The organism is Pseudomonas sp. S3_B11, from assembly GCF_054667715.1.
Genome location: NZ_CP162749.1, coordinates 1,193,880 through 1,209,565, shown reverse-complemented (window position 1 = coordinate 1,209,565; position 15,686 = coordinate 1,193,880). Strand labels below are relative to the sequence as shown.

At 64.6% G+C, this 15,686-nt stretch carries 2 protein-coding genes (1 of these 2 only partly in view); both read right to left on the bottom strand.

Translation table 11 applies throughout. From position 1 onward, the window contains the following. Positions 1-3,150: the 5' end (the start) of a non-ribosomal peptide synthase/polyketide synthase gene (locus tag AB4O22_RS05770; protein WP_460095981.1), read on the bottom strand. 10,446 nt of this gene lie to the left of the window's left edge; only the first 3,150 of its 13,596 coding nucleotides appear in the window; the start codon lies at positions 3,148-3,150; its stop codon lies off the left edge, out of view. After that, entirely contained in the window at positions 3,150-15,686 is a 12,537-nt protein-coding gene (locus AB4O22_RS05765; protein ID WP_460095980.1) for a non-ribosomal peptide synthetase, read from the bottom strand. The genes AB4O22_RS05770 and AB4O22_RS05765 overlap by 1 nt, the downstream gene beginning before the upstream one ends.

The following is a 15,686-nucleotide window of genomic DNA, read 5'->3' as shown; positions in this document are numbered from 1 at the left end:
CAACTCGAAGAAGTTGTCCACAAGCCCGACACGCTCGAGCTTGAGTACCTCCTGCCAGATCGCCGCCACCTGTTGCTCACGCGCACTGCCGGGCGCCACATAGGCACGTTGCAACTCGCTGGCATCCGGGGCCGGCAACGCCTTGCGATCGACCTTGCCGTTGGGCGTCAACGGCAGTTGCGCGAGGAACAGCAGATGCGCCGGCACCATGTATTCCGGCAATTGCGCCTTGAGCGCGGTTTTGAGCGCGGTGCGCAATGAGGCCTCGGCATCCGCTTGTGGCACTGCGTCAATGGGCACTACATAGCCCACCAGTTGCGCGCCGGTCGGGCCTTCATGAGCCACCACCACGGTTTCCCGCACACTGGCCTGGGCCAGCAGCGCCGCTTCGATTTCCCCCAGTTCGATGCGCAAGCCGCGGATCTTGACCTGATGGTCGATACGGCCGATGTACTCCACTACGCCTTCAGCCCGATAGCGGGTCAGGTCACCGGTGCGGTACAGGCGCTCGCCCGTTGTGGAGAACGGGTCCGGCACAAAGCGTTCGGCCGTCAGGGCCGGACGCTGGAAGTAACCGCGGGCCAGTCCGTCGCCACCGATCAGCAATTCACCCGGCGCGCCAGGCGGGTTGAGCGTCAGGTCGCTGCCGACGATGTACAGCGCCGTGTTGTCCAGGGGTTGGCCAAGGAACGGACGGCTGTTTTCAGGGCTCAGCGGATGCACCGCCGACCAGATCGTGGTTTCGGTCGGGCCATAGAGGTTCCAGACCTTCGGTGAAAGCGCCAGCAGCCGTTGCGCCAACTCAAGGGGCAACGCCTCGCCGCCGCACAGGAAGGTGCGACCTGCCAGCAGCGCAGATTGTTCATGATCCAGCAACATGCGCCAGCTCGAAGGGGTGGCTTGCAGCACCGTCACGTCGTGCCGTTCGATCAGCGCCAGCACCGCCTGCGGATCCTGGTGTACGTTTTGGCCGGTCAGCACCACGCTGGCCCCGGTCGACAGCGGCCCGTAGATCTCCAAGCCAAAAATATCGAAGGAAAAGGTGGTCAGCGACAGCATGCGATCGCTGGCCGTGAGGCCTGGCTGGGCGATCATGCTGGAGACGAAATTGCTCAGCGCGCCATGGCGCACCATCACCCCCTTGGGTTTGCCGGTGGAGCCGGAGGTGTAGATCACGTAAGCCAAGTGTTCGGCGCTCAGCGCCACCGCCGGGCAGCTGCGCGGGGCCTCCTGCAGGGCAGCATCCGGCTGATCCAGCAACAGGGTTTCGAGCGTTGCCGGGATCGGTAATCGAGCCTGCAAACGGGCCTGGGTCAGCAGCAGTTCGATACCGCTGTCCTGGATCATGTAGGCCAGGCGATCCTCAGGGTACGCCGGGTCCAGTGGCACGTAGGCGCCGCCGGCCTTGAGGATCGCCAGCAGGCCGATAATCATCTCGGCGCTGCGCTCCAACGCGATCCCCACCGGCTGGTCAGGCGTCACGCCCAGGACAATCAAGCGGTGGGCGAGCTGGTTGGCGCGTGCATCCAACTGCCCGTAGGTCAGGGCCTGCCCATCGATCGTCAGCGCCAGCGCATCGGGGCTGACGCGGGCCTGTTCGGCGATGCGCTGGTGTACACACGCCGTGGAGCCATGATCAACCATACGGTGCCAATCTTGCTGCGTCAGACGCTGCTGGGTGGCATCGAGCAACGGCAACTCGCCGATACGTTGCTGCGGTGCATCGACGATGCCTTGCAGCAGGTTCTGCCAGTGACGGGCCAGGCGTTCGATGGTCTTTGGTTCGAAGAGATCGGTGGCGTAGGTCAGCTCCGCGAGCACACCCTGCCCGGTTTCATACGTGCCCAAGGTCAAATCGAACTGGGCGGTGTGCCCTTCCCACACCAGGTCCTCGATGCTCAGCTGCGGCAATTGCATCTGCCGGTCCTGGGTGTCGCTGGCGGTCTGGTGGTTGAACATGACCTGGAAGATCGGGCTGTGACTGAGGCTGCGCTCCGGCTGCAGGGCCTCGATCAACTGTTCGAACGGCAGGTCCTGATGAGCCTGGGCGGCCATGGCCGACTGCTTGACCTGGGCGAGCAGGCGGTCGAACGGCAATTGCCCATCGACATCGGCGCTGAGCACCTGGGTGTTGACGAAAAAGCCGATCAGGCCCTCGGTTTCGACCCGGTTGCGGTTGGCCACCGGCACGCCGACACGGATCTGCGGCTGGCCGCTGTAGCGGTGCAGCAAGGCCTGGAACGAGGCCAGCAACACCATGAACAGGCTGGCCCCTTCGCGCTGGGCCAGTTGCTTGAGCGCGGCGCCCAGTTCCGGCGCCAGGTTCAAGTCCAGGCGTGCACCACGAAAGCTCTGCACGGGTGGGCGCGGATGATCCAGCGGCAACTCCAGCACCGGCTGTTCGCGGCCCAGGGTCTGGACCCAATAGGCCAATTGTCGCTCGCGCTCACCGGCTTCGAGCCAGTGGCGCTGCCAGATCGCATAGTCGGCGTACTGCACGGTCAGTTCCGGCAAGACCAGGGACTGGCCGACGGTGTCGGCGGCGTAATGGCGCACCAGTTCGTCCACCAGCACCTGCATCGACCAGCCATCGGAAATGATGTGGTGCTGGATCAGCACCAGCACGTGGTCGTCCTCGGCGATGTTCAACAGCGAAACCCGCAGCAACGGCCCTTGGCGCAGGTCGAATGGGCGCGCGCTCTCGCGCTCGACGAACGCCTTGATGCTGTCGTCCTGGCTGAGCGGCGAACCGACGGGCAACGCCTCGACCGTGATGCGCAGGGGCATTTGCCGGTGAATGACCTGCACGGTCTGCTCGCCGTTCTCGATGAAGGTGGTGCGCAAGCTCTCGTGGCGCTCGACCAGGGCGTTGAAGCTGCGCTCCAGGGCCGCTACGTCCAGCCGTCCTTTGAGGCGCAAGGCACTGGGGATGTGATAGGCCGAGCTGTGGGGGTCCATCTGCCACAGGAACCACTGGCGCTCCTGGGCATAGGACAGCGCGATCTGTTCGAACCCGGAGCGGACCTCGGGGATCGGCAGATTGGCCGGCGAGACGCCCTCTTCGAGCATCTTTTCCAGGTAGAGCTTACGTTTGTCCAGCGGCAGAGTGATAAAGCGCTTGGCAATCCTCAAAGCAACACTCTTGTCCATCAGACTTCCTCCATTTCATCAAGCAGGGCTTCCAGCTTGTTCAGTTTCTGTTCATCGATCGGCCCGTCCCCGGTGTCGAGTTGCGCGACAAATTCCCCCAGGACGGGGTGCTGGAAAATCAGTTGCGGGGTCAGCGTCAACCCCAGTTCGAGCGCCATGCGCGAGACGGCATTGACCGCCAGCAGCGAATGGCCGCCCAGCTCGAAGAAGTGATCGTTCAAACCCACGCGTTCCACCGTGAGCACCTGGGCCCAGATCGCCGCGACCTGCTGTTCAAGTGCACTGGCCGGGGCGACATAACCGGCCTGCAACAGACCGGTCTCCACCGCCGGCAAGGCCTTGCGCTCGAGCTTGCCGTTGGGGGTCAGGGGCAGTTGTTCGAGGAACAGCAGGTGCGCCGGGATCATGTAGTCCGGCAGGTGTTCGCGCAGGGCGGCCTTGAGTTCATCGCGCAGGGCGCGTTGGGCTTCGGTGGCATTCAGGTTCAGCGTCGGGACGACCACGTAGGCCACCAGTTGCTGACCGCCCGGGGCGTCCTGGGCCAGGACCGCGACGTCACGCACCTCGGGCTGTTGCAGCAGCCGCGATTCGATTTCTCCCAGTTCGATACGGAAGCCGCGGATCTTCACTTGATGGTCGATACGGCCGACGTACTGCAAATTGCCGTTGGCCTGATAACGGGTCAGGTCACCGGTGCGGTACAGGCGTTCGCCGGTTGTGGAGAACGGGTTGGGCACGTATTTTTCGGCGGTCATCGCCGCGCGGCCGAGGTAACCACGGGTGATGCCCGCGCCGCTCAGGTACAGCTCCGCCGAGACGCCTTGGGGCACTGGTTGCAGGTCGGCGTCGAGCAGGTAGCTGGCGGTGTGCTTCAGGGGCCGGCCGATGTTCGCCGTGCCGCCGGCGGTGCGGCGGGTCCAGGTGGAATAGGTGGTGTCCTCGGATGGACCGTAGAGGTCGTAGACATGCGCTATCCCTTGTGGGAGCGAGCTTGCTCGCGATGGCGCCCTTTCAGTTAGCCGATCATTGATTGACCCCCCACTATCGCGAGCAAGCTCGCTCCCACAGTTGGCATCTGCGTACAGATTGTCGACCAGGCTTTGCTTCAGGGGCTCTCCAGCCAGGTTGATGATGCGCACACTGGCCGGGATCTCATCGCTGCGTAGCAACGCGGCAATCGCCGAGGGCACGGTGTTGATCAGCCGCACCTGATCGCGGGCCGGCAGTTGCGGCAGTTCCAGGGCATTGCGCGCGATGATCAGCGAACCGCCGTTGGCCAGGGTCACGAACAACTCCCACACCGACAGATCGAAACACACCGACGTGGAGGCGAGTACACCCTGGATGTCATCCCGGCTGTAGACGGATTTGGACCAGTCGATCAGCGCCAGCACGTTGCGATGGGCAATCGCCACGCCCTTGGGCTTGCCGGTGGAGCCGGAGGTGTAGATGACGTAGGCGAGGTTGTCTGGCGTGACGCTGCTGTGCGGTGCGCGCAATGGATAGCGTGAAAGATCGAGCTGGTCGAGCATCAGTACTTCGGTTTCAGCCGGCACACTCAGCGTCGCCGCCACCGCTTGCTCAGTCAGCAACACCCGCGCACGGCTGTCGTCGAGCATGTAGGCCACGCGCTCAACCGGGTAATCCGGGTCCAGCGGCACGTAGGCGCCACCGGCCTTGAGCACTGCCAGCAAGGCGATCAGCAGGTGTTCGGAGCGCGGCATCGCCACGCCGACGCGCACTTCCGGGCCCACACCCAGTTCGATGAGTTTATGAGCCAGGCGATTGGCGCGACCGTCGAGCTCGCTGTAGCTCAGTTGGGTGTTGGAGAAAGTGACGGCCAGGGCATCTGGCATGGCTTCAACTTGACGAGCAATCATCTGGTGGATGCACAACGCTTGCTCGAACGGCGTGTCCAGCGGGTTCCAGTCATGGACCAGGCGCTGATGCTCATCGAACGCCAGCATCGACAGTTCACCCAGGCAGCGCTCGCCATGGGCCGTCATCTGGCCCAGCAACTGGGCCAGATGCGTTGCCAATCGCACCACGGTGGCGGGTTCGAAGCTCGCCCGCTGGTAGCTCATGTGCACCGACAATTGACGGTCCAGGCCCACCAGCAGAGTCAACGGGTAGTTGGTCTGTTCCTGGGTGAGCGGCGGACCAAAGCGCAAACCGTCCGGCGCGCCCTGCTCCAGGGCCTGGGCAATCGGATAGTTTTCGAACACCAACAGGCTGTCGAACAGCGCTTCCCCGCCCTGCCCGGCCCAGCGCTGGATGTCCAGCAACGCGGTGTGCTCGAATTCGCGCAGCGCCAGGTTTTGCGCCTGCACCGCTTGCAGCCAACTGTCCAGGGACTGCCCGGCCTGTGGGTTGGCGATCACCGGCAAGGTGTTGATGAACAGGCCGATCTGCTGTTCGATGCCCGGCAGGTCCGCCGGACGACCGGCCACCGTCGCGCCAAAAGCCACGGTGTCTTTGCCGGTGTAACGCTGCAACAGCAGCAGCCACGCGGCCTGCACCAGCGTGTTGACGGTGACTTTCGAGGCACGGGCGAAGGCTTCCAGGCGTCGGGTCAGCGTCTCGTCCAGGATCTGCACATGGTCGCCATAACCGGTACCGGCCTGGGCCGGTGGTGCAATGACATCGGCCAGCCGCGTCGGGGCCTCCAAGCGTTGCAGCACAGGCGTCCAGAACGCTTCGCTGGCCACCGCATCCTGGCGTTGCAGCCAGGCGATGTAGTCCCGGTAGCGGCTGCCCGATGCGACGACAGGTTGGCCGCTGTAGCGTTGCAGCACTTCGCCGAGTAATTGCGAGTTGCTCCAGCCGTCCATCAGGATGTGATGGTGGGTGTAGATCAGGTGGTAGCGCTGCTCGTCGAGGCGCACGATCACCAGTCGCAACAGGGCCGGCGCACCCAGGTGCAGTTGCTGGCGTTCGCCATCGGCCAGGGCCTGCAAGCTCTGATCGCGCTGTGGATCGGCCCGCAGGTCATGCAAGCTGTAAGGCAGCGCCAGGTGTTTACTGACCACCTGCACCGGCCCCGGCAAATCCCCCTGCCAGACGAACCGCGTGCGCAGGATGTCATGGGCGTCCACCGTTGCCTGCCAAGCCTGGCGGAAGCGTTCCGGATCCAGCCCCTCGACGTCCAGGCGCAGTTGGTTGATGTAATCGCCGCTGACGTCACCGTAGACCGCATGGAACAACATCCCCTGCTGCATCGGCGACAGCGGATACAGGTCGGCGATCTGCGCCGTCGCCACCGGCAGCCCATCCAGTTGCTGCTGGTCCAGGCTCGCCAGGGGGAAGTCCGACGGCGTCACAGCGCAATGCCCGTCGTCACAGCAATGCTCGATCAGCCCTTGCAGCTCATGGGCGTAATCGTCGGCCAGGGCCTGGACGGTGGCTTCGTTGAACACCTCGCGGCTGAAGGTCCACCCCAGGTTCAGCTCGCCGCCGAACACCTGCCCGTTCAGGGCCAGGACATTGGACAGCGGCGCCTCGGCGTTCAGCTCATCGCCGGCCGACTCGCTGGCCGGCACGAACAAGGCGCCGTCGGCCTCATTGAAACTGGCGTCGAACTGGCCCAGGTAGTTGAACGTCAGGCACGGTGTCGGCAGGCGCGCCAAAGTCCCCCGCACCGCGTCATCGCCCAGATGGGCCAGGACCCCAAAGCCCAGGCCCTTGTTCGGAATCGCCCGCAGTTGTTCCTTGATCTGCTTGAGGGAATGCCCCAGGTCCGCCACCGGCGTGAGCCTGGCCGGGTACAGGCTGGTGAACCAACCGACGGTGCGGGTCAGGTCCACGTCTTCGAACAAGGCTTCACGGCCATGGCCTTCGAGCTGGATCAGCGCGCTGTCGGCGCCGGTCCAGCGCACCATGACCCGGGCCAATGCGGTGAGCAGCAGGTCATTGACCTGGGTGCGATAGGCCTTGGGCGCATCTTGCAGCAACTGGCGAGTCAGTGACGCATCGAGTCGGCTGCGCACGGTCAGCGCGAGGCGGTTCTGCTGGCCTCCCTGTGGATTGTCCATCGGCAACTGCCCATCGACGCCATCGAGCTGCGCCTGCCAGTACGCCAGCTCTTCCTGCAACGGCGCGCTGCCGGCATAGCCTTGCAGGTGCTCGGCCCAGGCCCGTGCCGAAGTGGTTTTGGGCGGCAACTGCAAGGCCTGGTCGCTGGACAACTGACGGTAGGCGCTTTGCAGATCCTCGAACAGAATCCGCCACGACACGCCGTCCACCACCAGGTGGTGAATCACCAGCAACAGCCGCTGGCTGCCATCGGCCAGCGTCGCCAATACCGCGCGCAGCAGCGGCCCGTCTTGCAGGTCCAGGCTGCGTTGCGCTGCGTTGGCAAGGTTTGCCAGGGCCTGGGCATCTGGCACGTCCGCCAACCAGAGCAGGTTTTCGCCGTGGCTGGCTGGCGAACGGTAACGTGCCTGCCAACCCTCGCCCGCGTCGGTAAAGCTCAAACGCAGGCCATCGTGATGCACCACCAGCGCGTTCAAGGCGTGCTCCAGCACCCGCGCATCGAGTCCTTGTGTCGGCTTGAGCATCACCGCCTGGTTCCAGTGCTGACGCTGCGCGATCGCCTGTTCGAAGAACAGCCGTTGTACCGGCAACAGCGCTAACTCACCGGTGACCGGCCCTTGATCGACGGCTTGGGTGGTTTCGCCCAGACGTGCCACCGCCGCCAGCGCCTCGATGGTCTGGTGCTGGAACAAGTCCTTGGGGGTGAAATGGATGCCGGCCTGACGTGCACGGCTGACCACCTGGATCGAGACGATGGAGTCACCGCCCAGTTCGAAGAAATTGTCCCGCAGGCCCACTTGCGCGAGCTTGAGCACATCCTGCCAGATCGACACCAGTTGCTGTTCCAGCGTGCTGCGCGGCGCCATGTAGGTTTGCTGCAATTGACTGACGTCAGGCTTGGGCAGGTTCTTGCGGTCGAGCTTGCCGTTGGGGGTCAGCGGCAGGCGTTCGAGCACTAGCAAGTAGGCCGGGACCATGTGCGCCGGCAACGTCGCCTTGAGTTGTCCACGCAGGTGCTCGGCGAAACCCTCCCGCACCGGTTCATCGGCCACCACATAGGCGACCAGGCGCTTGCCGCTGCCAGCGGCGCCTTCCTGGGCCACCACCACCGATTCACGCACGCTGTCCAGGGCTTGCAGGCTGGCTTCGACTTCACCCAGTTCGATGCGGAAGCCGCGGATCTTCACCTGGTTGTCGATACGGTCCAGGTAATCGAAAGTGCCATCGGCGCGTTGGCGCACCAGGTCGCCGGTGCGGTAGAGCAAGCCGCCGCTGCAGCTGAACGGGTCGGCGACAAAGCGCTCGGCGGTCAGGCCCGGACGCTTCAGGTAACCCCGCGCCAGCCCGGTGCCACCCAGGTACAGTTCGCCGGCCATGCCCTGGGGCAGCAGGTTCAAGTCGGCGTCGAGCACGTAGGCGCTGCGGTCGCCGATGCGGCTGCCGATGGGTGCATAGGCGGCGCCACAGGTCACGTCACGACCGGCTTTCCAGATCAATGGGGTGACCACGGTTTCGGTCGGGCCATAGCCGTTGATGATGAAGTCCGGATCGAGGGCGCGCTTGACCCGTTCGAAGCTGGCGTTGGGCACCGCATCGCCGCCGAAGCAGTAGATGCGCACCTTCGGCGGGTTGCCCTCGCGCTCGGCGTGCTCGGCCAGTTGTTGCAGGTACACCGGCGGGAACGCCACTACCGTCACGCCGTGCTCGCGCATCGCGTTGTAGGTCTGTTCCGGGGTCCACAGGCTGTCGTCGCGAATCAGCAGCGAAGCACCGTGGGTCAGGCTGGTGAGCCAGCGTTCATGGGCACCGTCGAAGGCGAACGACATGAAATGGAATTCGCAATCACTGTCGCGCATCTCGTAGCGCTCGCCGATGGCCTGGCAGTGCATCGCCAGCGGACCATGGGCCACGCTGACACCTTTGGGGTTGCCGGTGGAACCGGAGGTGTAGATGACATAGGCCAGGTTCTGCGGATCGATACGCACGGCTGGGGCGTTGCTCGGTTGCAGGCTCAGGTCCAGGCGATCGAGTTCCAGCAACTGGGCGGCGCCTGCCAGGGGCAACTGCGCCGACACTCGGGAGTCGGTGAGCAACAGCGCCAGCCCGGAATCTTCCATCAGGTACGCCAGGCGTTCGCGTGGGTAACTGGTGTCCAGCGGCACATAGGCCGCGCCAGCCTTGAGCACTGCCAGCAGCGCGACGATCACCCCTTCGCTGCGCGGCAGGGCCACACCAACGCGGGTTTCCGGCCCCACGCCACGGGCAATCAAGGCGTGGGCCAACTGGTTGGCGCGCCGGTCGATGTCGCCATAGCTGAAACGCTGGCCGTCGAAGATCACCGCCGTAGCCTGGGGCTTTTGCGCCGCCAGATGGGCGATGCGCTGATGCACGGCGATGCCGGTCGGGTACGGCTGCGCAAGGTTGGCGGCCTGTTGCCGGGCCTGTTCCTCGGCGCTGACCAGGGCGATTTGCCCCAGGTTGCGCACCGCCGACTCGGCGAAGCGTTCCAACAGCTGCAACAGATGCGCGCTGATGCCTTCGATGGCCGCAGGGCTGAAATGTGCCCGGTCAAAACTGTAGTGCAGCGCCAGGGTCTGGCCGAGGGTCACGGCCACGCTCAACGGGTAATGGGTTTGCTCCAGGTGAGTGACTTCGCCAAACACCGCGCCCTGCCCGGCACCTTCTGCCAGGGCCTGGGCAATCGGGTAGTTCTCGAACACCAGGATGTTGTCGAACAGCGCCTCGCCGCCCTGCCCGGCCCAGCGCTGGATGTCCGCCAATGGCGTGTGCTCGAATTCCCGCAAGCTGAGGTTCTGCGCCTGCACGGCTTGCAGCCAGGCACCGACCGACTGGTCCGGACGCGGCGCGGCGATCACCGGCAAGGTGTTGATGAACAAGCCAACCTGTTGCTCGATGCCCGGCAGATCCGCCGGACGCCCAGCCACGGTGGCACCGAAGGCGACGCTGTCATGGCCGGTGTAGCGTTGCAGCAGCAACAGCCACGCCGCTTGCACCAAGGTGTTGAGGGTGACTTTCTGTTGGCGGGCGAATTGTTCCAGGGCCTGGGTGCGAGAAGCGTCCAGGGTCTGGAAATGGTCGCCGTGGCCGCTGTGGATTTCGCCGACGGATATGACGCGCGCCAACCGGGTTGGCTCTTGCAGGGCTGCCAACTGGTCGGTCCAGAACGTCTCGCTCAGTTGAGCGTCCTGGCGTTGCAGCCAGGCGATGTAGTCGCGATAACGCCCGACATTGGCCTTGGGCAAGCGACCGCTGTAGCGCTGCAGGACTTCGCCGAGCAGTTGGGCGTTGCTCCAGCCGTCCATCAGGATGTGGTGATGGGTGTAGATCAGGTGCCAGCGCTCGGCCTCGGTCTGCACCAGCACCAGGCGCAGCAATGGCGCCTGGGTCAGATCGAAGCCCTGGCGGCGCTCGGCCTCGGCGCGCTCATTCAAGGCCTCGGCGAGGTGATCGCGCCCGCGCCAATCGAGGGCCGTGAACGGCAACTCGACTTGTCGACGGACGATCTGCAACGGCTGCTCAAGATCGCCCTGCCAGACAAAGCCGCTGCGCAAGATTTCGTGGGCGTCGAGGGTGGCCTGCCAGGCGTCAGCGAAGCGCTGGGCATCGATGCCCTGGACGTCCACCCGCAACTGGTTGATGTACTCCCCCGCCGCCTGCTCGTATAAGGTGTGGAACAGCAAGCCCTGCTGCATCGGTGACAGTGGATAAAGGTCGTCCAACTGCCCGGCGGGCACCGGCAGGCTGTCGAGTTGTGCCTGGCTGATGCGTGCCAGGGGAAAGTCCGATGGCGTGGCCTGCGGCGTTTCCAGCGCGCAGCAGTGTTCGATCAACGCACCCAGTTCGGCGAGGTAGTCAGCGGCCAGTGTCTCGATGGTCTGGTGCTTGAACAGCCGCTCGCTGAAACCCCAGTTCAGGGACAGCTCACCGCCGTAGACCTGGCCTTCCACCGTCAACCAGTTCGCCAGCGGCGCCCGGGCATGTTGCGCCGCGCCACTGCCTTCGCTGGACGGCACGAACAGCGCGCCGTCGTCGAACTGCCGGTCGAACTGGCCCAGGTAGTTGAAGGTGATACGCGGTGCCGGCAAGGCCGCCAGTTCGGCACGCACTTCAGGTTCGCCCAGGTAGCGCAGCACGCCGTAGCCCAGGCCCTTGTCCGGGACGGCGCGCAGTTGTTCCTTGATGGCCTTGACCGAGGCACTCAACGCCGGCGCCGGGCTGAGGCTGACCGGGAACAGGCTGGTGAACCAACCGACGGTACGGGTCAAGTCAACGCCATCGAACAGGTCTTCGCGGCCATGGCCTTCGAGTTGGATCAGCGTGCTGCCCTGGCCGGTCCAGCGGCAGATCGTACGGGCCAGCGCGGTCAGCAGCAGGTCGTTGACCTGGGTGCGGTAGGCCTTCGGCGCCTGCTGCAGCAGTTGACGGGTCTGTTCGGCGTCCAGGCGCACCTGGACCTTGCGCTCGTCACGGGCCTCCAGCAGCCGCTCGGGGTAATCACACGGCAAGCCGTTGCCCGCTGGCGCATTGCCCTGGGCGCGCCAGTAATCGAGGCTGTCCATGAAGCCATCGAGATGCCCGTGCAGGTGCGCGGCCCATTGCCCATAAGCGCTGGTTTTGGCCGGTACCTGGATCGCCTGACCGGCCTGCAATTGGCTGTAGAACTGTTGCAGATCGTCCAGCAAAACACGCCACGAAACACCGTCCACCACCAAGTGATGAATCGCCAGCAGCACGCGCTGGCTGCCATCGGCCATGTCCACCAGCAAGGCCCGCAGCAGCGGCCCGTCTTCCAGGTCGAGGCTGCGCTGGGCGTCGTCGCACAAGGCGTTGAGCTGTTCCACCGACGTTGCCTGGCGCTGCCACAACAGGCTGACCGCCGACGGCTCGGCATAGGCTTGCTGCCACTCTCCGTTCACTTGGATAAAGCGCAGGCGCAGGCTGTCGTGGTGCTCAGTCAAACGGGCCAGGGCCGATCCCAATGCCACGACGTCGAGGCGCTCGCCAGGCACCAGCAACAGCGACTGGTTCCAGTGTTGCCGCTCGGGAATGTCGCGCTCGAAGAACCAATGCTGCACCGGCGTCAACGGCACCGCGCCGCGCGCCAGGCCCTGATCGATCCCATGACTGTCACCCTGGCGCGCTACCAGTGCCAGGCTGCGCAGGGTCTGGTGTTGAAACAGCGATTTGGGATTGAGCACGATCCCGGCCTGCCGCGCACGGCTGACCACTTGCATGGAGACGATGGAGTCGCCGCCCAGCTCGAAGAAGTTGTCTTCCAGGCCGATGCTGTCGAGGTTCAGCACGTCCTGCCAGATCGCCGCGAGGGCTTTTTCCAGCGGACTGCTGGGCGCGACAAATTCGCGTTGCTGCTCGCTGCCATCAATGGCCGGCAATGCCTTGCGGTCGAGTTTGCCGTTAGGTGTCAGGGGCAGTTGTTCGAGGAACAGCAGGTGCGCCGGGATCATGTAGTCCGGCAGGTGTTCGCGCAGGGCGGCCTTGAGTTCATCGCGCAGGGCGCGTTGGGCTTCGGTGGCATTCAGGTTCAGCGTCGGGACGACCACGTAGGCCACCAGTTGCTGACCGCCCGGGGCGTCCTGGGCCAGGACCGCGACGTCACGCACCTCGGGCTGTTGCAGCAGCCGCGCTTCGATTTCCCCCAGTTCGATACGGAAGCCGCGGATCTTTACCTGATGGTCGATACGGCCCTGGTATTCGAGCACGCCATCGGCGCGGTAACGGCTCAAGTCCCCGGTGCGGTACAGGCGTTCGCCGGTTGTGGAGAACGGATTGGGCACGTATTTTTCGGCGGTCATCGCCGCGCGGCCGAGGTAACCACGGGTGATGCCCGCGCCGCTCAGGTACAGCTCTGCCGAGACGCCTTGGGGCACTGGTTGCAGGTCGGCGTCGAGCAGGTAGCTGGCGGTGTGCTTCAGGGGCCGGCCGATGTTCGCCGTGCCGCCGGCGGTGCGGCGGGTCCAGGTGGAATAGGTGGTGTCCTCGGATGGACCGTAGAGGTCGTAGACATGCGCTATCCCTTGTGGGAGCGAGCTTGCTCGCGATGGCGCCCTTTCAGTTAGCCGATCATTGATTGGCCCCCCACTATCGCGAGCAAGCTCGCTCCCACAGTTGGCATCTGCGTACAGACTGTCGACCAGGCTTTGCTTCAGGGGCTCTCCAGCCAGGTTGATGATGCGCACACTGGCCGGGATCTCATCGCTGCGTAGCAACGCGGCAATCGCCGAGGGCACGGTGTTGATCAGCCGCACCTGATCCCGGGCCGGCAGTTGCGGCAATTCCAGGGCATTGTGCGCGATGATCAGCGAACCGCCGTTGGCCAGGGTCACGAACAACTCCCACACCGACAGATCGAAGCACACCGAAGTCGAAGCCAACACACCCTGAATGTCATCGCAGCTGTAGACGGATTTGGACCAGTCGATCAGCGCCAGCACATTGCGATGAGCAATCGCCACGCCCTTGGGCTTGCCGGTGGAGCCGGATGTGTAGATGACGTAGGCGAGGTTGTCTGGCGTGACGCTGCTGTGCGGTGCGCGCAATGGATAGCGTGAAAGATCGAGCTGGTCGAGCATCAGTACTTCGGTTTCAGCCGGCACACTCAGCGTCGCCGCCACCGCTTGCTCAGTCAGCAACACCCGCGCACGGCTGTCGTCGAGCATGTAGGCCACGCGCTCAACCGGGTAATCCGGGTCCAGCGGCACGTAGGCGCCACCGGCCTTGAGCACTGCCAGCAAGGCGATCAGCAGGTGTTCGGAGCGCGGCATCGCCACGCCGACGCGCACTTCCGGGCCCACACCCAGTTCGATGAGTTTATGAGCCAGGCGATTGGCGCGACCGTCGAGCTCGCTGTAGCTCAGTTGGGTGTTGGCGAAGGTCACCGCCAAGGCATCTGGCATGGCTTCAACTTGACGAGCAATCATCTGGTGGATGCACAGCCCTTGGTCGAACGGCGCGTCCACAGGGTTCCAGTCATGGATCAGGCGTTGGTACTCATCAGCTTCAAGCAACGGCAACTCAGCGACGAGCGCGCGGCTGTCGGCAACCATGCCTTGCAGCAGTCGCGTCCAGTGCCGGGCCATGCGCTCGACCGTGGCGGCGTCGAACAGATCGTTGGCATAGGTCAGCGCCGCGTGCAGCTTGCCGGCCTTTTCCCAGGTGTCGAGGGTCAGGTCGAACTGCGTGGTGCGGCTCTGCCATTCCAGCATCGACAACTCCAGCCCCGAGGCCGTGCGAATACTGGCGATGTCGGCCACTTGCGGCTGGTGGTTGTACATCACCTGGAACAGCGGCGTGTGGCTGAGGCTGCGCTCCAGTTTCAGGGCTTCCACCAACCGTTCGAACGGCAGGTCCTGATGGGCCTGGGCGCCGAGGGCCGCTTCCTTGACCGTGCGCAACAACTCATCGACACGGGTCTGGCCGCCGAGCTCGGTGCGCAATACCTGGGTGTTGACGAAGAAACCGATCAGCCCTTCGGTTTCCGCGCGGTTGCGGTTGGCGATGGGCACGCCGACGCGGATATCGGTGTGGCCAGTGTAGCGATGCAACAGTACGTTGAACGCGCCGAGCAGGAGCATGAACAGGGTGATGTTGTGCTGCTGGGCGGTGGTGCGCAGTTGCTCAGCTAGCGCCGGCTCCACGGCAAATTCAAAACGCGTGCCGCGATAGCTGGGCATCGCCGGGCGCGGGTGCTCGATGGGCAGTTCCAGCACGGGGTGTTCATCGCCCAGTTGCGCCTGCCAATACGCCAGTTGACGCGCCTGCTCACCGGCCTCCAGCCAGCGCCGCTGCCACAGGGCATAGTCGCTGTACTGGATCGGCAAGTCGGCCAGTTGCGGCGCCACGCCCGCTTCATGGGCGTCGTAGCAGCGGATGAACTCGTCGATCAGCACATTCATCGACCAGCCATCGGAGACGATGTGGTGCAAGGTCAGCAGCAGCACATGTTCCTGTTCATCGAGCGTGAGCAATTCGACCCGCAGCAAAGGGCCGCTGGACAAGTCGAAGGGCCGCATCGATTGTGCTTCGGCGGCCCGGCGCACCGCCTGCTCGCGTTCGGCAGCCGGCAAGGCACTGAAGTCCTTGCGCCCGATCGCCAGTGCCGTGCTGGAGGGCACTTGCAGGAGGCTGTCGTCGGCCTGGCGCTGGAACACCGTGCGCAGGGTTTCATGCCGGGCCACCAGGCTGGCGAAAGCTTGCTCCAGCGCCGGCAGGCTCAACGCGCCCTTGAGCCGCACCGCTCCCGGCAGGTTGTAGGCGCCACTGCCCGGCTCCAGTTGCCAGAGAAACCACATGCGCTGCTGGGCATAGGACAAGGCCTGGCGATCCTCGTCCTCGACGCCCTGGGGGATGGGAAAACCGCTGAACTCCACGCCCTCCTTGTCCAGCGCGACCAGGAACATCCGGCGCTTTTCCAGGGGCAACCCGATAAACCGGCGAGCAAGTTTCAAGGCGTCTTCAGCATTCAT